This is a genomic window from Nocardia flavorosea (assembly GCF_015477805.1).
Classification (GTDB): Bacteria; Actinomycetota; Actinomycetes; order Mycobacteriales; family Mycobacteriaceae; genus Nocardia; species Nocardia flavorosea_A.
Genome location: NZ_JADLQL010000004.1, coordinates 224,032 through 244,034 on the forward strand (window position 1 = coordinate 224,032; position 20,003 = coordinate 244,034).

The 20,003-nt window shown below is 67.6% G+C and carries 17 protein-coding genes; 8 read left to right on the forward strand and 9 right to left on the reverse strand.

Going from position 1 to position 20,003, the window contains the following annotated elements:
• The first annotated feature begins 6 nt into the window (after nucleotides 1–6).
• The 6 genes from IU448_RS29770 to IU448_RS19740 all read left to right on the forward strand — a co-directional run bounded on the left by IU448_RS29770 (nucleotide 7) and on the right by IU448_RS19740 (nucleotide 5,745).
• Nucleotides 7–99 (forward strand): Ms4527A family Cys-rich leader peptide, encoded by a 93-nt coding sequence (locus IU448_RS29770; protein WP_357054283.1) that lies wholly within the window; start codon nucleotides 7–9, stop codon nucleotides 97–99.
• Between the two features lie 134 nt (nucleotides 100–233).
• Nucleotides 234–1,982, forward strand: a complete 1,749-nt coding sequence (locus tag IU448_RS19720; RefSeq protein ID WP_228813641.1) for a nitrite/sulfite reductase — start codon at nucleotides 234–236, stop codon at nucleotides 1,980–1,982.
• The gene (locus IU448_RS19725; protein WP_195057139.1) at nucleotides 1,979–2,743 is read left to right on the forward strand and encodes a phosphoadenylyl-sulfate reductase; all 765 of its coding nucleotides are present in this window, start codon (nucleotides 1,979–1,981) and stop codon (nucleotides 2,741–2,743) included. Before IU448_RS19720 ends, IU448_RS19725 begins: the two co-directional genes overlap by 4 nt.
• Complete coding sequence (gene cysD, locus IU448_RS19730; protein ID WP_195057140.1) at nucleotides 2,722–3,669, forward strand: sulfate adenylyltransferase subunit CysD; 948 nt, start codon at nucleotides 2,722–2,724, stop codon at nucleotides 3,667–3,669. Before IU448_RS19725 ends, cysD begins: the two co-directional genes overlap by 22 nt.
• 1 nt (nucleotide 3,670) lies before the next feature.
• Nucleotides 3,671–4,999 (forward strand): sulfate adenylyltransferase subunit 1, encoded by a 1,329-nt coding sequence (locus IU448_RS19735; protein ID WP_195057141.1) that lies wholly within the window; start codon nucleotides 3,671–3,673, stop codon nucleotides 4,997–4,999.
• A complete protein-coding gene (locus tag IU448_RS19740; RefSeq protein WP_195057142.1) occupies nucleotides 4,999–5,745 on the forward strand; it encodes a sirohydrochlorin chelatase in 747 nt (248 codons plus the stop codon). Before IU448_RS19735 ends, IU448_RS19740 begins: the two co-directional genes overlap by 1 nt.
• Nucleotides 5,746–6,119: 374 nt before the next feature.
• On the opposite strand, the gene IU448_RS19745 is transcribed toward IU448_RS19740, so the two are convergent.
• The 9 genes from IU448_RS19745 to IU448_RS19785 form a co-directional block, all read right to left on the reverse strand.
• Nucleotides 6,120–6,917, reverse strand: coding sequence for an HAD family hydrolase (locus IU448_RS19745; RefSeq protein ID WP_195057143.1), 798 nt, complete (start codon nucleotides 6,915–6,917; stop codon nucleotides 6,120–6,122).
• 254 nt (nucleotides 6,918–7,171) lie between these two features.
• Complete coding sequence (locus tag IU448_RS29430) at nucleotides 7,172–9,490, reverse strand: Hsp70 family protein (protein ID WP_195057144.1); 2,319 nt, start codon at nucleotides 9,488–9,490, stop codon at nucleotides 7,172–7,174.
• Between the two features lie 414 nt (nucleotides 9,491–9,904).
• A complete protein-coding gene (locus IU448_RS19755) occupies nucleotides 9,905–11,494 on the reverse strand; it encodes an FAD-dependent oxidoreductase (protein WP_195057145.1) in 1,590 nt (529 codons plus the stop codon).
• Nucleotides 11,495–11,510: 16 nt separating this feature from the next.
• Complete coding sequence (locus IU448_RS19760; protein ID WP_195057146.1) at nucleotides 11,511–12,530, reverse strand: AurF N-oxygenase family protein; 1,020 nt, start codon at nucleotides 12,528–12,530, stop codon at nucleotides 11,511–11,513.
• 442 nt (nucleotides 12,531–12,972) lie between these two features.
• On the reverse strand, nucleotides 12,973–13,968 hold the full coding sequence (locus tag IU448_RS19765) for a sulfate/molybdate ABC transporter ATP-binding protein (RefSeq protein WP_195057147.1): 996 nt from the start codon (nucleotides 13,966–13,968) through the stop codon (nucleotides 12,973–12,975).
• 78 nt (nucleotides 13,969–14,046) lie between these two features.
• The gene (gene cysW / locus IU448_RS19770) at nucleotides 14,047–14,853 is read right to left on the reverse strand and encodes a sulfate ABC transporter permease subunit CysW (protein ID WP_195057148.1); all 807 of its coding nucleotides are present in this window, start codon (nucleotides 14,851–14,853) and stop codon (nucleotides 14,047–14,049) included.
• Nucleotides 14,850–15,689, reverse strand: a complete 840-nt coding sequence (gene cysT / locus IU448_RS19775; protein WP_324188664.1) for a sulfate ABC transporter permease subunit CysT — start codon at nucleotides 15,687–15,689, stop codon at nucleotides 14,850–14,852. Before cysT ends, cysW begins: the two co-directional genes overlap by 4 nt.
• A gap of 84 nt (nucleotides 15,690–15,773) precedes the next feature.
• A complete protein-coding gene (locus IU448_RS19780) occupies nucleotides 15,774–16,808 on the reverse strand; it encodes a sulfate ABC transporter substrate-binding protein (RefSeq protein WP_195057149.1) in 1,035 nt (344 codons plus the stop codon).
• A 139-nt stretch (nucleotides 16,809–16,947) separates the two neighbouring features.
• Entirely contained in the window at nucleotides 16,948–17,157 is a 210-nt protein-coding gene (locus IU448_RS19785; protein ID WP_195057150.1) for a hypothetical protein, read from the reverse strand.
• A 122-nt stretch (nucleotides 17,158–17,279) separates the two neighbouring features.
• Here IU448_RS19785 and IU448_RS19790 point away from each other — a divergent pair, with 122 nt between their 5' ends.
• Entirely contained in the window at nucleotides 17,280–17,942 is a 663-nt protein-coding gene (locus IU448_RS19790; RefSeq protein WP_195057151.1) for a class I SAM-dependent methyltransferase, read from the forward strand.
• A gap of 34 nt (nucleotides 17,943–17,976) precedes the next feature.
• Nucleotides 17,977–20,001, forward strand: coding sequence for a glycoside hydrolase family 15 protein (locus tag IU448_RS19795; RefSeq protein WP_416383026.1), 2,025 nt, complete (start codon nucleotides 17,977–17,979; stop codon nucleotides 19,999–20,001).
• Nucleotides 20,002–20,003 lie beyond the last annotated feature (2 nt).

Genomic DNA, 20,003 nt, shown 5'->3' on the forward strand with positions numbered 1-20,003 from the left:
GGTCGCATGCGCGCTTCCGGAGTTCGACTTGTGGCCCGTCGCCACGTCGATTACAAGCGTGTCTGCAGCGCCTGTTGTCTGCCCGGTTCCGCCCGGTAGCTCAGCTGCGCCCTGTCCCGGTTCTTCCGGCGATATTTCCGATTCCAGGATTTCGGCCCGCTGACACCGCGGGTGCGAGTCAGTCCCTCGCGCCCTCAGCACGGACGTAAGCCATACCCAGCAGGAGCGACTTCATGACGTCGAGCACCGACGCCGCCACCCCCGCGAAGGCCGAGACCCCGGCAAAAGGCGAGGCCCCCGCCCGCCCTACCCGCGCTCGCACCGGTAAGCCGGTGCGTCGTCGCGCCGAGGGCCAGTGGGCGCTCGGCTACCGAGAACCGCTCAACCCGAACGAGCAATCCAAGAAGGACGACAACCCGCTCAATGTCCGCACCCGGATCGAGAACATCTATGCCAAGAACGGGTTCGACAGCATCGACAAGGGTGATCTGCGCGGGCGTTTCCGCTGGTGGGGTCTGTACACCCAGCGCGAGCAGGGCTACGACGGCACCTGGACCGGTGATGAGAACGCCGATCTGCTCGAGGCGAAGTACTTCATGATGCGGGTGCGCACCGACGGCGGGGCGCTGAGCGTCGAACGGATGCGCACCCTGGGCGGGATCTCCACCGAATTCGCCCGCGATACCGCCGACCTGTCCGACCGCGAGAACCTGCAGTACCACTGGATCGAAATCGAGAACGTCCCGGAGATCTGGCGCCGCCTCGAGGCCGTGGGCCTGCACACCACCGAGGCCTGCGGCGACTGCCCGCGTGGGTTGCTCGGTTCCCCGCTGGCCGGGGAAGCACTGGACGAGATCGTCGACCCGACGCCCGCGATCGCGGAGATCGTGCGCCGCTATATCGGCAAGCCGGAGTACTCCAATCTGCCGCGCAAGTTCAAGACCGCGATCTCCGGCCAGCAGGACGTGGTGCACGAGATCAACGATGTCGCGTTCATCGGGGTGAACCATCCCGAGCACGGGCCCGGCCTGGACCTCTGGGTCGGCGGCGGCCTGTCCACCAACCCGATGCTGGCGCAGCGGGTCGGCGCCTGGGTGCCGGTGGACGAGGTCCCCGAGGTGTGGGAGGCCGTGGTCGCGTTGTTCCGCGATTACGGTTACCGCCGGCTGCGCACCAAGGCCCGGCTGAAGTTCCTGGTCAAGGACTGGGGAATCGAGAAGTTCCGGCAGGTCCTCGAGGACGAATTCCTGAAACGGAAGCTGATCGACGGTCCCGCGCCGGAGAAGCCGAGCCGGCCGATCGACCATGTGGGCGTGCAGAAGCTGCGCAACGGTCTCAATGCCGTAGGCTTCTCCCCCATCGCCGGCCGGGTCTCCGGCAGCGTGCTGACGCAGATCGCCGACGCGATGGAACGCGTGGGATCGGATCGGGCCCGGTTCACCCCGTACCAGAAGCTGATCGTCCTCGACGTCGCCGATGACAAGGTCGAACAGCTCATCGCCGAACTGGAACCGCTGGGCCTGCAGGCGCGGCCGTCGGCGTGGCGGCGTAATCTGCTGGCCTGCAGCGGTATCGAATTCTGCAAACTGTCCTTCGTCGAGACCCGCCGCCGCTCCCAGGTGCTGGCACCTGAGCTCGAACAGCGGCTGGCCGATATCAACGCCCAGCTCGACGTGCCGATCACGATCAATATCAACGGCTGCCCCAACTCCTGCGGCCGCTCCCAGATCGCCGATATCGGGTTCAAGGGCCAGTTGGTGGACGACGGCGGCGGCAATCAGGTCGAGGGTTACCAGGTCCACCTGGGTGGCAGCCTCGGCCTCGACAGCGGCTTCGGCCGCAAACTGCGCCAGCACAAGGTGACCAGCGCCGAACTCGGCGATTACATCGAGCGCGTCGTGCGCAACTTCGTCAAACTCCGCGAGGACGGTGAACGGTTCGCGCAGTGGGCTGTTCGTGCCGAGGAAGCCGATCTGCGATGAAATCCGCAAGCGTGGTGACGGGAGAACCCACTGTGACAACCGAGCAGAAACTGTTGCCGGCCAAACTGAGCGCCGACGAACTCCGGGCCCTGGCCGAACGCGGCGCGGCCGAACTCGGCCCGGACGCCTCGGCCGAAGAACTGCTGCGCTGGACCGACGAGAACTTCGGCAGCGGCTATATCGTCGCCTCGAATATGCAGGACGGGGTGCTGGTGCAGCTGGCGGCCCAGGTCCGTCCGGGGGTCGACGTGCTGTTCCTCGACACCGGCTACCACTTCGCCGAAACCATCGGCACCCGCGACGCCGTGGAAGCGGTGTACGGGGTGAACGTGGTGAACGTGCGCCCCGAGCACACTGTCGACGAGCAGGACGCACTGCTGGGCAAGGACCTGTTCGCCCGGGACGCCGGTGAATGCTGCCGGCTGCGCAAAGTGGTGCCGCTACGCAATTCGCTGACGCCCTACAACGCGTGGGTCACCGGTATCCGCCGGGTGGAGGCACCCACCCGCGCGAACGCTCCGCTCATCTCCTTCGACGAGGGTTTCGGGCTGGTGAAGATCAACCCGATCGCGCCGTGGTCCGACGACGAGATGCAGGACTACATCGAAAAGCATTCGATTCTCGTCAATCCCCTGGTGGAGGAGGGGTATCCGTCGATCGGCTGCGCTCCGTGCACACGGAAGCCGGAGCCGGGTTCCGATCCGCGAAGCGGCCGCTGGGCCGGGCTCGCCAAGACCGAATGTGGGTTGCACGCATCATGACCGACGTAATCACCGAACGCACTGTCGGCCTCTCGGATTTCGACACCCTGGCCGCGCTGGAATCGGAAGCTATCCATATCTTCCGCGAGGTCGCGGGTGAATTCGAACGGCCGGTGATCCTGTTCTCCGGCGGTAAGGACTCCACCGTCCTGCTGCATCTGGCGCTGAAGGCGTTCTGGCCGGCACCGCTGCCGTTCGCGCTGCTGCACGTGGACACCGGTCACAACCTGCCCGAGGTGCTCGAATTCCGCGACCACGTGGTCGAGAAGTACGGCCTGCGGTTGCATGTGGCCGCCGTGGAGGACTATCTCGCCGACGGCCGCCTCACCGAACGCGCCGACGGTATCCGCAACCCGCTGCAGACCGTGCCCCTGCTGGACGCCATCGGCGAGAACCGGTTCGACGCGGTCTTCGGCGGCGGCCGCCGCGACGAGGAACGCTCCCGCGCCAAGGAGCGGATCTTCTCGCTGCGCAACGCCTTCGGGCAGTGGGATCCGAAACGGCAGCGGCCCGAACTGTGGAACTTGTACAACGGCCGGCACGCACCGGGTGAGCATGTGCGGGTGTTCCCGCTGTCGAACTGGACCGAACTCGATATCTGGCGCTATATCGCCCGCGAGAACGTGGAACTGGCCACCATCTACTACGCGCACCAGCGGCCGGTGTACCAGCGCGACGGGATGTGGATGACCCCCGGTAGCTGGGGCGGCCCCCGCGAGGACGAGGTCCTGGAGACCCGTTCGGTGCGGTACCGCACCGTCGGCGACGGTTCCACCACCGGCGCCATCCTGTCCGACGCCGCCGATAACGAGGCCATTCTGGCCGAGGTCGCCGCCTCCCGGCTGACCGAACGCGGCGCCACCCGTGGTGACGACCGAGTCTCGGAAGCCGCCATGGAAGACCGCAAACGAGAGGGTTATTTCTGATATGTCCGACCTATTGAGGCTGGCCACCGCCGGTTCTGTCGACGACGGCAAGTCCACCCTGGTCGGACGTCTGCTCTACGACACCAAGTCCGTGCTCGCCGACCAGATCGACGCGGTGACCCGGGCTTCGGTGGACAAGGGCCTGTCCACTCCCGACCTCTCGCTGCTGGTGGACGGTCTGCGGGCCGAACGTGAACAGGGCATCACCATCGACGTCGCCTACCGGTACTTCGCGACGCCGAAGCGTTCGTTCGTCCTGGCCGACACTCCCGGTCACGTGCAGTACACCCGCAACACCGTGTCCGGCGCGTCCACCGCGCAACTGGTGATCCTGCTGGTGGACGCCCGCAAAGGCGTGATCGAGCAGACCCGCCGCCATGCCGCGGTGCTGGCATTGCTCGGCGTGCCGAAACTGGTGCTGGCCGTGAACAAGATCGACCTCATCGGTGGCGACGAACCCAGCGAACAGGGCCGGCAGGCCGCGGCCGCCAAGGTTTTCGCCGAGATCTCCGCCGAGTTCTCCCAGCTCACCCGCACTCTCGGCTGGGCGGAGGAGGATGTGCTGGAGATCCCGGTCTCCGCGCTGCACGGCGACAATATCGCCACCCGTTCGGACAAGACCCCGTACTACAGCGGCCCGTCGCTGATCGAGCATCTGGAATCGATCCCGGTGGACGCCGACAATTCCGGCGCGCACGCGGTGGGCCTGCGGTTCCCGGTGCAGTACGTGATCCGGCCGCGTACCCCCGAATACCCCGATTATCGCGGGTACGCGGGCCAGATCGCGGCGGGTTCGGTGGCGCCGGGTGACGAGGTGGTGGTCCTGCCCTCCGGTATCCGCACCACCGTGGAACGGATCGACACCCCCGACGGGGAACTCGCGGTCGCGCAGGCCGGGCGCAGTGTCACGCTGATCCTGGCCGACGAGGTCGATATCTCCCGCGGCGATACCATCGCCTCCCCCGGCGACGCCCCGGAACCGGTCGATACCTTCGATGCCACGGTCTGCTGGCTGGGCGACAAACCCCTGCGCCCCGGCGCCCGGCTGCTGATCAAACACGGCACCCGTACCACGCAGGCCATCGTGGGCACGTTGACCGAGCGTTTCGACGAGCAGCGCCTGACCGCGGACCCGAATCCGGAATCGCTGTCGCTCAACGATATCGGCCGCATTTCGGTGCGCGTCGCCGAACCGATCGCGACCGACGACTACCGCACCAACCGGCACACCGGCAGCTTCCTGCTGATCGATCCCGCGGGCGGCAACACCCTCGCGGCCGGACTGGTCGGGGACGTGCTCAGCGCGGTAGAGGTCGGAACCGAAGCCTGATGCCGGCACCCACGCTGGTAGCGGTGGCGCACGGCAGCCGGGATCCCCGGTCTGCCGCCACCGTCGCCGCGCTCATGGACCAGGTGCGCGCGGTCCGTCCGGATGTGCCCGCGCATCTGGCGTTCCTGGACCTGAACGCGCCCTCGGTCGGGCAGGTTCTGGACGCGGTGGCCGGGTCCGGCGAAACCCGCGCCGTGGTGGTCCCGCTGCTGCTGGGCAGTGCTTTCCATGCCCGGGTGGACCTGCCCGGATTGCTGGCGGAGGCGACGGCCCGGCAGCGGCGCCTCCAGGTCGTCCAGGCCGATGTTCTCGGCGCGGACCCGCGGCTGGTCTCAGTACTGCACAACCGGGTCGACGCGGTCTGCGCGGCCCACGGGTGGACCACACCGGACGACAACGTGGGGGTCGCCCTGGCCGCAGTCGGATCGTCGTCGGCGGCCGCGAACCGCACTACTGCCCGCCTGGCGCGCCGATTCGCCACGCAGACCGGCTACCGGACGGAAGTATGTTTCGTCACTGCCCAACCGTCGCTGACGCGCGCCGTGCGGCGGTTACGTGCACGCGGCGCCGGAAAACTTCTGGTCACCCCTTGGTTCCTCGCCCCCGGCCTGCTCACCGACCGCCTGCTGGCCGAGGACCCCGGCCTGCCGCACGCCGCGGTGCTGGGGCCGGATCCCGCACTCGCCGAAGTGGTGTGGAACCGCTACGACGCGGCGGCGGCCGGGAACCTTCCTCTCTCGGCCTGACCCGGTTAAGGGCAAGCACCGGAATAACTGCGCACCGGTCGGATCGTCTTTCTCGGACTCGGCCTGCCGTCGGCGGTCCGCCCCGGGACCGCTGACGCCGACTCCCGGCCCGGCGATCTCCCTGCACCGAAGTTCTGCTCGGTGTAAATCTTCGTCATCGGTAATTCTTTTCGAAGTACCCGTCCGCGCGTGATTCGCCCAGGACGTCCGGGCGCGATTCGCTCGGGCAGTCCTGCCGATCCGGATCGCCGAACGCGGTGTCGTAGCGGAGTCAACTCGCCGGCGGTGGGCGGGGCGGTCGATGTGACCGGGTACTGCGCCGGGTCACCGGTCGGACCGGGGCGCGCCGGTGCGATGCTGCCGCCGCTCGAGGCTCAGAACCAGCGTTCCAGGACGGCGGCCACCCCGTCGGCCGTGACATCGGCGGTGACCTCGTCGACGATCTCGTGCAGTTCGACGGGCGCGTTCGCCATGGCGACGGAATGCCCGGCCCAGGCGAACATCTCACGGTCGTTGAACCCGTCCCCGATGGCCAGGGTGGCCTCGCGTGGAATGTCCAATGCCCGGCGCAGCCGCTCCAACGCCCAGCCCTTGGACACGCCGCGACGGGAGATCGTGAGCCAAGGGCCGAACTCGCCGTAGACCCAACTGATATCCGGAACGGCCAGGGTTTGCAGCAGACCGCGCATCTCGGGCACCGACCCCTCGGGCCACCAGCAGTTCAGCCGGGGCGTGGGCACGCTGCACAGCGTGTGATGATCGACCACCACATACTCTCCGCCCGCGTAGTACTCCCCGGGGCTCATGCCGGTCGCCCAGAATCCCTTCCCCACCTGTTCCGCGGTGAAGACCATATCGGGGAACAGTTCCCGCAGCGCCGTCACCGCCGGCCGCGGATCGAAAGTGTGCACCGCGGTCGGTTCGGCCGCTTCGATATCGATGTGCACCGCGCCGTTCGAACAGATGGCGTGCCCGCGCACGAGACCCAGTTCGGCCAGCACCGGCCGGGTGGTCACCGCGGTCCGCCCGGTGCTCACCACGACGTGCGCACCCGCCGCAACCGCCGCACGAACCGTTGCCGCTACCCGATCGGTGACCGGCGCACCGGTTTTCAGCAACGTGCCATCCACATCCAACGCGATCAGCCGCGGCGGGCCCCCGTCGACATCCACCCGTCGATTCTCTCGCGAACAGGCGTACCCGTCACCGGATTTTCCCGGATCCCCTCCGGTCCGCTGCCTGCTCGGGATGGCTGATCAGCCGGTTCCCGCTGCCACATGTTCGCGCCGTCGACCAGTTCGTTCATGGTCACGAACTAGCGATCTCCTCGAGATCGACAGCACCCCGCATGATTCGATCGTGCGAGATCTCGAGCGCAGCCTGGTCGCGCAGCTTGCCGATTCCGTCCGCAGCACGGCGGGCACGGTCAGTTGTCGGAACCCCCGCCCGAGGACTTCCCGCGTGAACCTTTGCTCCGGGACGATCCGCCGTCACTGCCGGAGGAACTGGAGCCGCCGGACTCCGAACCCCGGGATTTCGACCCCTTCGACGAATCGGAGTCGCCGGAATCCGAGCCGCCGCGGCCACTGGAAAAACCGCCGCCGAACCCACCGGAATCGCTGTGGGAACCGCCGGACGAATCGGATTTCCCGGAAGTGAACCCGCCCGGACCGCCGCCGAAACCGCCCCCTCCGTATCCACCCGAATCGCCCGCACCGAAACCACCCGAGCCGAAACCACCCGAGTCACCCGCACCGAACCCGCCCGAGCCGAAACCACCCGGATCACCCATACCGGAACCGCCCGAGCCGAAACCACCCGGATCACCCATACCGGAACCGCCCGAGCCGAAACCACCCGAGTCACCCATACCGGACCCGCCCGAGCCGAAACCACCCGGGCCGAGACCACCCGAATCACCAGTGCCGTATCCGCCCGAGTCACCAGTGCCGTATCCGCCCGAATCGCCTGCCCCGTAACCACCCGAGTCACCCGTGCCCACACCACCCGGATCACCCGAGCCGACACCACCCGAGCCACCCGTGCCGACACCACCCGGATCACCCGCACCGACACCGCCCGGGTTTCCGGTGCCGGTTCCGTCGTCCTCCGGCCCCGGTGCCGAGGAATCGCCCGCACCGCCCGGCGTCGACCATCCGTCGCCCGGCGAGTTCTCGCCACCGGGCCTGTTCCCCCCCGGTACCCCCGGTACTCCGGGGTTGCCGATATCGGGGAGTCCCGGGACCCCGCCGGTACCGTTGTCCGGACCCTGTTCCGGTTCATCGGTTTCTCCACCTGGCCGGTCGCCGGGCGGATCGAGAACGGGCGGATCGCCCGGATCGGGCACACCGGGTAGTTCTGTGCCCGGGGTTTCCGGCTCCGCCGGTCCCGGCTCGGGCCGCGCCGGGATATCGGGGCGTTGGAAGGGAATCGGATTCTGGAACCGCGCCGGATCGCTGTAGGGGGATCGGTTGTCGGCGTGGCGGTCACGGGGTGAGGTATGCGAGTCGCTACGGTCGCCCTTCCGATCCGGTGCCGGCGCCACCGCGGGCCCGGGCATGGGCGGGCCGTACGGTCGCGACACCCCGGCGGGAGCGATACGCGGCCCGGTGGTCAGCGGAGCATAGGACACACTCCATCCCGCGCCGGAGCGTTCCACCTGCGCCTCGCCGTGTATTTCGTACAGCACCGCGCCGGGAGTCTGCAGCGGCAACCGGTCCGGCTCGGGCACCACGGTATCGGCGGCACCGTTGCCCAGGATGGTGGCCGCGGACATGGCGACCGCGGAGAATACGGCGGCCCCGGAGAAGATCGGGGCGTGCGCGGCCCGCGACGAGGCGGCCAGCGGAACGCTTTCCGCGGCCATGGCGGCGGCGCCGAGCGCCACACAGTGCGCCGAATCGGCGGCTATCGTCACCGGTATGTCCAGTTCGGCGAGGGTTTCGGCGACCTGCGGCGGGCGAGCCGCACCGCCGACCACCAGGATCCGGTCGATATCGGACAGTGCCACCCCGGCCGAGCGCACCGCACCGCGCACCACCTCGAGCGAATCCCGGATATGTTCGCGGCGCAGCCCTTCGGGATCGACGAAGGACATCAGCGAGACGGTGCCGGTATCGGGTTCGGCCGGACCTATCGCCCGGTCACCCGCGCACCGGGCGATCATCGCCCCGAGCGGGCGGCCACCGAAATCGTAGGAGCGCACCGGTTTCCCGACGATCGGATGATCCGGCCAGTCCGGGCCGGTGCGTACCACCGCGATATCGAGGCTGTTGCCGCCCAGGTCGTAGACCAGGACGAATCCGGTGTCCAGTGGGCCGTGTTCGGTATCGAGCCATTGCGCGGCGGCCACCGGTTCCGGAACCAGTTGGACATGCCCGGCACCCGCGAGGTCGAGGCTCTGCCGGAGCAGGCCGAGTTGTTTGTCGCTGTATCCGGCCGGATGGGTGGCAACCACAGCGGGGGCGGGTTCGGCGGCGACAAGCCCCTGCACGACCGAGGCGAAGATGGTGGCCGGCGACCAGATCCGGCCGTCGACGTAGACCGATTCCGGGTCGCGTCCCAGGTCGGCGAATTCGCTGAGTGCCGTGGAGAATCGGGTGATACCGCCGAGTCTCGCGCTCCCGCGGTCGTCGAATCCGACCGCCGTCCGCCGTGTCCGCACGATCGGCCGGGTTCCGTGTTCGCCGACCCGCGCCGAGACAACGTTCACCGTGCCGATGCTTATACCCAGCCCAGAAGTCATTTGCCATCCCGTCAACGCACCGAGACCACGTCCTGCGAAAAAGCCATGGGCGCGGTCGTTTTCCAAACAGCGACCACAGGTTAGCTGCAACGGCTGGAATTAATCGAATTATCGGCGATGAAAGATGAAGTTACAGAACAACTCCCCGAATACCGGCACTGAAACAAACCGGCAGTTCAATTGTCCGTCGCGGCCGAAATCAGTTCTGAACTGGGGATATACCGCAAATAAGCGAGGACATGCCCCTGTCCGCCGAACTGTCCGCCCGCAAGCCCTGATGACATCCGGAGGCCCGGCACGGCGTGACTACCGGCCGGTAACCAATCAATTGCTACCACGGAGGAATTCGCGCCACGCAAACGAAGACCGCCCGCCCGGTGTGATACCGGACGGGCGGAAGACGACGGGTTGCCCTCAGGCGCGAGCGAACAAGCGGCGCACCGGCTCGGCGGTGCGGGCCACCGCACCCGCGGCCCGGACCTGCGGCCGGCGCTGCCGCAGCAGCCGGTCGAACCCGTCGGCGGTCCCCGCGGGCTCGGCCAGCCGGCCGGTATTGAAATCACCGGCCAGCTGCTGCACGGTCTCCTGGGCACAGGATTTATTGGTGCCGATGAATCCGGTGGGACCGCGTTTGATCCAGCCGGTGACGTACGCGCCGGTGAGCACCTCGCCGGCCGCACCCGTCAGGACCCGGCCGGCCCGGTTCGGGATGATCCCGCGCTGTTCGTCGAACGGCAGGCCGGGCGTGGGCACCCCGCGATAGCCGACCGAGGTGAGCACCAATCCGGTCTCGAGGAGTCCGGTATCACCCGTGGCGACCGCCCGGACCCGGCCGTCGTCTCCCGCCACCAGCTCGGTCCGGTCCACTTCGATGCCGGTCACCGCGTCGGGCCCGAGGATGCGGCTCGGTGCGCTCTGATAGCGGAATACGATCCGCCGGCGCTGCCCGAACGGCCGGTCGGCCACCCGGTGCAGTAATTTCAGCTTCTGCTCCACCTGATACGGCAGGTCGCCGGACAGCGGCGGCAGATCGCCCTCGACGGCGATATCCACATCGGCGCCCAGCAGCCCGACGAACTCCGGGACGGTGAAGGCCGATTCGGCGGGACCGCGCCGGCCCAGCACCACGACCTCACGTACTTCGCTGCGCCGCAACGCTTCGAGCGCGATCGGCGAGATATCGCTGCCGGCCAGGGTTTCCGGATCGATGGTGAGGATCCGGGCCACGTCGAGAGCAACGTTTCCGTTGCCGACCACGACCACTCGGCGCTGAGACAGGTCGAATTCGTGGTCGACGTGATCGGGATGCCCGTTGTACCAGGCCACGAAATCGGTGGCGGAGACGTTTCCGGCCAGACCTTCCCCCGGGATGCCGAGCTTGCGGTCGGCGGAAGCGCCGACCGCATACACGACGGCATGGTGGTAGGCGAGCAGTTCTTCGTGCGAGATATGTTTGCCGATCTCGATATCGAAGTACGACCCGAACCCGGGCTGCCGCGACATCACATCGAACAGATCGGCGACCTTACGGGTCTTCCCGTGATCCGGTGCCACACCGTAGCGGGCCAGGCCGTAGGGCACCGGCAGCCGGTCGAATACGGTCACGCGCACGTCCGGCTGGGTGAGCAGTTCATCGGCTGCATACATGGCCGAGGGCCCGGAGCCGACCACCGCGACCCGCAGCGGTCCGCGGCCGGCGGTATCGATCGGCGGTGCCGGTACCGGCTGGGCGAGAATCGGGCGGGGCCGCGACTGCCGGTAGAAATCGGCGTTGATCTCGATGAACGGCTTCTGTTCCTCGGTCAGTTTCTTCGACGAGGTGATGGCGTCCACCGGGCAGGCCGAGGCGCAGGCGCCGCAGTCCACGCAGGCGGCCGGGTCGACGTAGAGCATCTCGGCGGTCCGGAAATCCGGTTCGTCGGGGGTCGGGTGGATGCAGTTGACCGGGCAGGCGTAGACGCAGGAGGCGTCGCTACAGCAGGACTGGGTGACGACGTAGGGCATCGAGTGGACCCGTCGCTCAGGCGGCGGCGCCGGGCACGGCGCGCAGCGGTTCGGAACGGTACCGGGTGGTGTGCCCGGCGATTCCCAGCATCTTCCAGACCCGCTTGGCGACCGGGTTCATCAGGCCGATATCGTGCGCCAGGGCGCGGACGTCACCGAAGTAGTCGCTGAAGGTCTGCTTGGCTTCGGCGGAACCGTAGAACAGTTCCTTGCGCACGCTGTCGGGGATATCGAATTCCGCGAAGAAGGTTTTGGGCGGGGTCGCGATGGCGCGGCCCAGGATCCACATGATCACCGGCATGGCCAGCGACAGGACGAACTTGTTGCGCCGCGACGATTCCGGTACATGCTGCTTGAGGAATTCGTGCGCGAAGGAGATGTGCCGCGCCTCCTCGGCCACATGGATCGCCATCACACCGCGCATGATCGGGTGCACTTCCTCGCCGGAGCGCAGGATGTCCTTCTGGATGTGGTCGATGGGTTCTTCGCCGGCCAGCACGGCCATGAAGAAAAGGTTCGGGAAGGCCACCGCGACCGGTACCGCAAGGTGCCGCAGCTGCCGGACCAGCGGGCCCATACCGGGGACGTCGACACCGATCCGGTTCACCATCTCCTGGAACATCAGGGTGTGGTTGTGCTCCTCGATCATCTCGTGGGAGCAGTAGCGGAACTCCGGGTCACCGTTGGGCAGCCCGAAAACGTGCTGCATCATGCCGCTGATGAGGATGGCCTCGAACTGCAGGCCGACCTTGGCGACATTGGCCTGGCGGTACTTGCCGAGTTCGATCTTCTGTTCCTGCGACAGCGCCTGGTACCAGGGGTGCCGGCCGAGGGTGTCGGCGGAAACGGGCAGGATCCAGCGTTCCGGCCGCGCGTTCACGTCGAAGTCCGGGTGGTCCCAGTCGATGTCTTCGAACGGGTCGAAATGCCGGTTGACCGAGCCTTCCGACAGCAGCAGCAGCTTTTCCGCGTACTCCTGGGCCTGAGCGACCAACTGGTCGTCGGAGACCGTGGTGGCTGAAGACGTCATCGTCATGCCTCTCGTCAATGATTCCGGCTTAACTGTTTCCCATAGTTACAGCTAAAGCGAGGTACGTCAACACGACCACTCACGCAATGGGATCACGATCGAAAAGACCACGACATCAGGCCAGGTCAGCCCACACTTCGAGCAGCGGAGCCGGCACTCTGCCGGCAGGAGCGGCCACCCGCCCCCGACCCGCGCTCCGAGCTCCCCGAGAAGCTGCGGTTACAGCTGACCGTTCGGTTCGCCGATGGAACACGGCCCGCACGGACACTCGCATCACCTCGACATCGGACCGACGACCATACGCCCGATCAGCACAGCCGCGATCACACGGAATACATCGCCGGCCCCAGCACCATCCGCATCCGCGGCAGCGCCGGCCCGAAGCCCCGCCCGGCGATCGACCTCGACGGTGCGCGCGTCTGCACCCCCGAAACGGGGCGGGACAGTCCTACGCGACCGGCAGGTCCGGGATCCGGGTCGCGCGGGCGTACACGGTCTCCCCCTCGGCCAGCCGCATCGCCTCGGCATCGCCGCGGGTCACCTGCGCGACGAACAGGTCACCGGTCGCCGCATTGCGCATCTCCACCCGGACCTCGAACCCGAGTCGCACGATCCGTTCGATCGTCGCCCGGGTGACCCCCGCCGATTCCGCCGTCCCCTCGTAGGCGGCCAGCGCCATACTCGGATCCCGGCCGACGCGGATATCGTGCGGCCGCACCAGGTGGCCGTTCAACCGCGCCACCGCACCGAGGAAGGTCATGACGAATTCGCTGGCCGGCCGGTCGTAGACATCTTCGGGACTGCCGACCTGTTCGATCCGGCCGGCGTTCATCACCGCGATCCGGTCCGCGACGTCGAGCGCTTCCTCCTGGTCATGGGTCACCAGCACGGTGGTCACATGCACTTCTTCGTGCAGACGGCGCAGCCAGCTGCGCAGATCCGCGCGCACCTTGGCGTCCAGCGCCCCGAACGGCTCGTCCAGCAGCAGCACCTGCGGATCGACGGCCAGCGCCCGCGCCAGCGCCATCCGCTGGCGCTGGCCACCGGAGAGCTGCGCCGGATACCGGTGCTGGAACCCGTCGAGCCCTACGATCCCCAGCAACTCGTCCACCCGTTTGGCGATCTCGTTCTTGGGCCGTTTGCGGATGGTCAGGCCGAAGGCGACATTGTCGCGGACCGTCATATGCTTGAACGCCGCGTAGTGCTGGAAGACGAACCCGATATCGCGTTTCTGCGGCGGCACCCGGGTCACATCGCGACCGCTGATGGTCACCACACCCGAATCGAGGTTCTCCAGCCCGGCGATCGACCGCAGCAGGGTCGACTTCCCGGAACCGGAGGGGCCGAGCAGAGCCGTCAGCTCACCGGAGGGGATCTCCAGGCTGACATCGTCGAGGGCGGCGAAAGAACCGTAGTTCTTGCGCGCATTGGTCACGGTGATCATGGGCGGCCTCCGGCGTGCACGGTCACGAAATCTCCTTCGAAGCTGGTTCACGCGGTCCGCGGCGGCGGAGGTAGCGCATCACGACACGTTCCGTTTACGTTCCAGGAGCGTCATCAATAGCAGGGTGATGAGTGCGAGCCCCATCAGCAGGACGGCGGCGCAGTAGGCGCCGAAATCGTTGTGATCGTTGATATAGCGTTCGTGCACCAGCAAGGTGAGCGTCTGCGATACTCCCGGGAAACCGGACGACACCATGATCACCGCACCGAATTCGCCGAGCGCGCGGGCGACGGTGAGCACCACACCGTAGGTGAGGCCCCAGCGGATGGCGGGGACGGTGATCCGCCAGAAGGTCTGCCAGCGGGAGGCGCCCAGGGTCGCGGCCGCCTGTTCCTGATCGTCGCCGATCTCGTGCAGTACCGGTTCCACTTCGCGCACCACGAACGGCATGGTCACGAAGATGGTCGCCAGCACCATCCCGGGCAGGGCGAAGATCACCCGGAAGCCCCATTCGGTGATCACCCCGAACCAGCCGCCCACACCCCACAGCATGATCAGCGCGACACCGACCACCACCGGCGAGACGGCGAACGGCAGATCCACCAGCCCCTGCAGCAACCGCCGGCCCGGGAAGTTGCCGCGGACCAGGGCCAGCGCGATCACCACGCCCAGGATCACGTTCACCGGCACCACGATGATCAGGATGATCATGGACAGGTTGAACGCGGAGATGGCGGCCGGGGTGCTGATCTGGTCGATGAACGCGCCGATGCCGTGCTCGAATGCCCGGTACAGGATGATCCCCAGCGGCAGCACCAGCAGCACGAACAGATAGCCGAGCGCCAGCACCCGCAGACTCACCCGGCTGGGTGTGGACAGTTTCATCGGGCCTCGCGTTCCTTCCGGGCCGTCCGTTCGGCGAATGCCCGCAGCACCAGCAGGGCGACGAACGCGATCACCAGCAGCGCCACCGATACCGCCGCCGCGTTCACCGGCCGGTCGATTTCGATCTGCTGCTGGATGTACTGCGAGGCCACCTGGGTTTCGCGCGGGATGTTGCCGCCGATCAGCACCACCGACCCGAACTCCCCGATCGCGCGGGCGAAGGCCAGGCCACCGCCGCTGATGATCGCGGGCGCCAGGGTGGGCAGCACGATCCGCCGGAACGTGGTCCAGTTGTCCGCACCCAGCGACAGCGCCGCCTGCTCGACCTCGCGATCGGCCTCGATCAGCACCGGCTGCACCGACCGCACCACGAACGGCAAGGTGACGAAGGCCAGCGCTACCACCAGCCCCGGCTGGGTGGCGTTGAGGTGGATATCGATCGGGCTCTGGGGTCCGTACAGCGCGAGCAGCACGATACTGGCGACGATGGTCGGCAGCGCGAACGGCAGATCTATCAGGGCATTGACCAGTCCCTTACCGGGAAAGTCGTCGCGCACCAGCACCCAGGCGATCAGCGTGCCCATGACGACGTTGAGCAACGCCACCACGAGGGATACGAGCACGGTCACCCGCAACGCGGCCAGTGCGAGCGGATCGGTGATCGCATCCCAGAATCCGGACCAGCCGTCGTCGAAGGCACTGAAGGTCAGTGCGGCCAGCGGCAGCAGCACGATCACGCTCAGCCACAGCATCGCGGTGGCGATACCGAGCGGGCCCACCGAACCGGTGAACCGCAGCCAGGAGCCGAGCGGGCGGCGGGTGGGTTCGTCGCGCACCGCGGCCGCGGCAGGCGCGGGTTCGGTGCCGGGGCTGTGTTCGGTCACGAGTATCGAGTATCGCGTGTGGTCCGGGTCACCCGGTTACTCGGTCGCGTTCTCGTAGGCGATGGCGATGGCGCCGGACTCGGGAGCGAACAGTTCGGCCTCCACCGTTTCCCACCCACCGAGATCGGCGACGGTGTACAGCGTGGCCGGTTCCGGGAACACTTCGGCGTACTCGGCGGCGATCCCGGGATCGACGGGCCGGAAGCCCGCCTCGGCCCAGGCCCGCTGCGCGGCGGGGGTGTAGAGGAAATCGCGGAATGCCAGCGCCTTCTCCGGATGCTGCGCGTGTTCGAGCACCGCGACCGGATTCTCGATCCGCAACGTCGACTCCGGCACGATATGTTCGACCGGATCACCGTGCCGTTCGGCGAAGATCGCCTCGTTCTCGTAGCTGATCAGGACATCGCCCGTGCCCTGTAGGAAGGTTTCGGTGGCCTCCCGGCCGGATTTCGGCTGGACCCGCACCCGGGTGAGCATCTGATTCAGGAAGTCGATCCCGGCCTGCTGATCGCGGCCCCCATCGCTCGCCGCGGCATAGGGCGCGAGCAGATTCCATTTAGCGGAACCGGAGCTGAACGGATTGGGGGTGACCAGCTCGATATCCTCGCGCAACAGATCGTCCCAGCCGCGGATGTTCTTCGGATTACCGGCCCGCACCACGAGGGTGACGACCGAACCGAACGGGATACCACGGGTGGCGTCGGCGTTCCAGTCCGGATCCACCAGCCCGGCGTCCACCAGCCGGGTGATATCGGGTTCGAGGGAGAAACTCACGATATCGGCGGGGGCGCCGCGGGCGATCTTGCGGGATTGGTCGGCGGAGGCGCCGTAGGACTGGCGCACCTCGACTCCCTCCCCCGCCTCGGTCTCGTTGAAGGCTGGCACGACCTCGTCGTACCCGGGCTTGGGGATCGCGTACGCGTACAGATCGACCGTACCGCCGCTGCCGTCGGCGCCGCCGCCGCCGACCTCGTCACTCGAACCGCCCGCGCAAGCGCTCAGCACTACGGGTAAGGCCACCAGCGCGGCGAACAGCCGGTGGCGCGCCGCCGGACGACCGGTACGCGACATCGTGGACCTTTCCGCGCCGAATCCGCGCCGAGCTCGTGCGGACCCGCGGCCACCGGGGCGGATCACAGGGTGAACAACCAGGCGATGACCACCAGCACCAGCAGCGCGGCCAGTGCGAGCTGTACTCGGGAACGCGGCATCAGCCGACCTCGCTTCCGGTCTCGCGGTCACCGTCGATCTCGTCGTGGCCCAGTACCCCGGCGGCCAGGCGCACTGCCCGGTCGATGAGATAGGCGATACCGAAACTGATCGGCACCATACCTACCAGCACCACGAGGAACTGCGGGATGAACGGCAATCCCGCCACCCACAGTTCGAACCCGTCCCACCAGCCGGCAATACGCTCCACGCCGACCAGCGTAGAACACCGGCCGCACACCCCTGCCCACCCGGCACGGCCGGACATCTCCTGCCCGACCCGGCCCGCCCATTTCTTGACCTCGAGCGCGCTCGAGGTTGCAGGCTGAGGTCATGACTCAGGCCACCGAGGTATGGAACTCCGCCTACGACAACGACACCGCGCCGTGGATCATCGGCGAACCACAGCCCGCGATCGTCGCCCTGGAACGCTCCGGCCGGATCCGCGGCCGCACCCTCGACCCGGGAACCGGCGCCGGTGAGCACACCATCGCACTGACCGCCGCGGGCTACGACGTGCTCGGCGTCGACCTCTCCCCCAGCGCCGTCGCCTATGCGCGGCGCAATGCCGCGGCCAAGGGCGAGCCCGCAGCCAGGTTCGAGGTGGTCGATATGGTCGCGCTCGCGGATTCGGCGGACAACCCGCTCGGCGCCTTCGACACGATCGTCGACAGCGCCCTGTTCCATGTGTTCTGCGATGACGAGGCGGCCCGCGCCGCCTACGTCCGCGCGTTGCACCGGCTGTGCGCACCCGGCGGATATGTGCACCTGCTGGCGCTCTCCGATACCGAACCGGGGTTCGGGCCGCGGATCGGGGCGGACCTCATCCGCGACGCTTTCACCGGACCGGGCTGGGAGCTGGCGGACCTGCGACCGGACCGCTACTACGGACGCGTCACCGAATCCAATGCCGACCAGCTCGGTGACCTGACGGTCGACGCCACCGGCAAGGTCGAACTGGTGGCCTGGCTCGCCCGCATCCGGCGCACCGGGTAATCGGAGGTGGCAACTCGGGGCTCGGCCACACATCATGGGTTGTATGCCGAGCCCCGAGCAAGCAGCACCGGCGAGCGGACTGCCGGGCACCCACCCGGCCGCGCCGCGTCGCCAGGACAACTTCCCGGCCATCGACGATTACGCCTTTCTCTCCGACTGCGAAACGACCTGCCTGATCGCCAGTAGCGGGGCGGTGGAGTGGATGTGCATCCCCCGCCCCGATTCGCCGAGTGTGTTCGGCGCCCTGCTGGATCGCAGCGCCGGTCATTTCCGGCTGGGCCCCTACGGTCATTCGGTTCCCGCGGCCCGCCGCTATCTACCGGGCGGCATGGTCCTGGAAACCACCTGGCAGACGGCGACCGGCTGGCTGATCGTGCGCGATGCGCTGGTCCTGGGCCCGTGGCACAGCACCGAGCAGCGCAGCCGCACGCACCGGCGCACTCCGACCGACTGGGATGCCGAGCATATGCTGCTGCGCACCGTCAAATGCGTGAGCGGCACCGTCGAACTCGAACTGAACTGCGAACCGTCCTTCGACTACCACCGGCAGATGGCTTCCTGGGAGTACACCGGCAAGGTGTACGAGGAGGCCACCGCGGTCTGCGCCGACGATCCGACCGCCGGGCCGAGTCTGGTACTCACCACCGACCTGCGCCTGGGCCTGCAGGGCCGCGAAGCCCGCGCCCGCACCCGGATGACCGAGGGCGACAGTGCCTATGTCGCGCTCACCTGGTCCGAACTGCCCGCCCCCCGCACGTTCGACGAGGCCGCCGGCAAGATGTGGACCACCATCGAATGCTGGCGGCAGTGGATAACCCTCGGCGATTTTCCCGACCATCCCTGGCGCCGCTATCTACAACGCAGCGCACTCACCCTGAAAGGTCTCACCTACGCCCCCACCGGCGCACTGATGGCCGCCGGCACCACCTCACTACCGGAAACGCCCGGCGGGGAGCGCAACTGGGACTACCGTTACTCATGGGTACGCGATTCCAGCTTCGCTCTCTGGGGCAGCTACACCCTCGGCCTGGACCGCGAAGCCGACGATTTCTTCGCATTCCTGCACGACGCCACCACCGGGCCGGACGGCGAACCGGTTCCGCTGCAGGTGCTCTACGGGATCGGCGGCGAACGCCATCTCCCCGAATCGACCCTCGATCATCTCTCCGGCTACGGCCACTCCCGGCCGGTACGTATCGGCAACGGCGCCTTCGACCAGAAACAACACGATATCTGGGGCACCATGCTGGACACGGTGTACCTGCACGTGAAATCGCGTAAGCATGTGCCGGAGACACTGTGGCCCATGTTGAAACGCCAGGTCGACGCCGCCATCGCGAACTGGCGCGACCCCGACCGCGGGCTGTGGGAGGTACGGGGCGAACCACAGCATTTCACCTCCTCGAAGGTGATGTGCTGGGTCGCACTGGACCGGGGCGCCCGCCTGGCCGAACTACACGGCCAGGCGGCAATCGCCCGCAAATGGCACGAGATCGCAGCGGAGATCCGGGCCGATATCCTGGCAAACGGGGTGGACGAGCGCGGCCGGTTCACCCAGGTCTACGGCGGTTCCACACTGGACGCCTCACTTCTGCTGGTGGTACTGACCCGGTTCCTTCCTGCCGATGATCCACGGGTGCGCGCCACCGTATTGGGTATCGCCGACGAACTCACCGAGAACGGGCTGGTGCTGCGTTACCGCACCGAATCCACCGACGACGGAATGTCGGGCGTCGAGGGCGCCTTCACCATCTGTTCGTTCTGGCTGGTCTCGGCGCTGGTGGAAATCGGGGAGGTCGAGCGTGCCCGCGTCCTGTGCGAACGCCTGCTCACCCATGCCGGGCCGCTCAAGCTCTACGCCGAGGAAATCGACCCGCACACCGGCCGCCAGCTCGGCAATTTCCCGCAGGCCTTCACCCATCTCGCGCTCATCAATGCCGTCACTCACCTGATCCGGGCCGAAAGCGCGGAACCGGCCGGCACGTTCCGGCCCGCGCACGACAAAACCGGCGGCACCCCGTGGCGCAGCCGGCCTCGCGATACCGGCCGAATGGGGTGACA

Bases quoted from the DNA above. Each gene is read 5' to 3' on its own strand.
- IU448_RS29770 (WP_357054283.1), top strand. From the start codon at position 7: ATGCGCGCTTCCGGAGTTCGACTTGTGGCCCGTCGCCACGTCGATTAC.
- IU448_RS19720 (WP_228813641.1), top strand. From the start codon at position 234: ATGACGTCGAGCACCGACGCCGCCACCCCCGCGAAGGCCGAGACCCCG.
- IU448_RS19725 (WP_195057139.1), top strand. From the start codon at position 1,979: ATGAAATCCGCAAGCGTGGTGACGGGAGAACCCACTGTGACAACCGAG.
- cysD (WP_195057140.1), top strand. From the start codon at position 2,722: ATGTGGGTTGCACGCATCATGACCGACGTAATCACCGAACGCACTGTC.
- IU448_RS19735 (WP_195057141.1), top strand. From the start codon at position 3,671: ATGTCCGACCTATTGAGGCTGGCCACCGCCGGTTCTGTCGACGACGGC.
- IU448_RS19740 (WP_195057142.1), top strand. From the start codon at position 4,999: ATGCCGGCACCCACGCTGGTAGCGGTGGCGCACGGCAGCCGGGATCCC.
- IU448_RS29430 (WP_195057144.1), bottom strand. From the start codon at position 9,490: ATGACTTCTGGGCTGGGTATAAGCATCGGCACGGTGAACGTTGTCTCG.
- IU448_RS19755 (WP_195057145.1), bottom strand. From the start codon at position 11,494: ATGCCCTACGTCGTCACCCAGTCCTGCTGTAGCGACGCCTCCTGCGTC.
- IU448_RS19760 (WP_195057146.1), bottom strand. From the start codon at position 12,530: ATGACGATGACGTCTTCAGCCACCACGGTCTCCGACGACCAGTTGGTC.
- IU448_RS19765 (WP_195057147.1), bottom strand. From the start codon at position 13,968: ATGATCACCGTGACCAATGCGCGCAAGAACTACGGTTCTTTCGCCGCC.
- cysW (WP_195057148.1), bottom strand. From the start codon at position 14,853: ATGAAACTGTCCACACCCAGCCGGGTGAGTCTGCGGGTGCTGGCGCTC.
- IU448_RS19780 (WP_195057149.1), bottom strand. From the start codon at position 16,808: ATGTCGCGTACCGGTCGTCCGGCGGCGCGCCACCGGCTGTTCGCCGCG.
- IU448_RS19790 (WP_195057151.1), top strand. From the start codon at position 17,280: ATGACTCAGGCCACCGAGGTATGGAACTCCGCCTACGACAACGACACC.
- IU448_RS19795 (WP_416383026.1), top strand. From the start codon at position 17,977: ATGGGTTGTATGCCGAGCCCCGAGCAAGCAGCACCGGCGAGCGGACTG.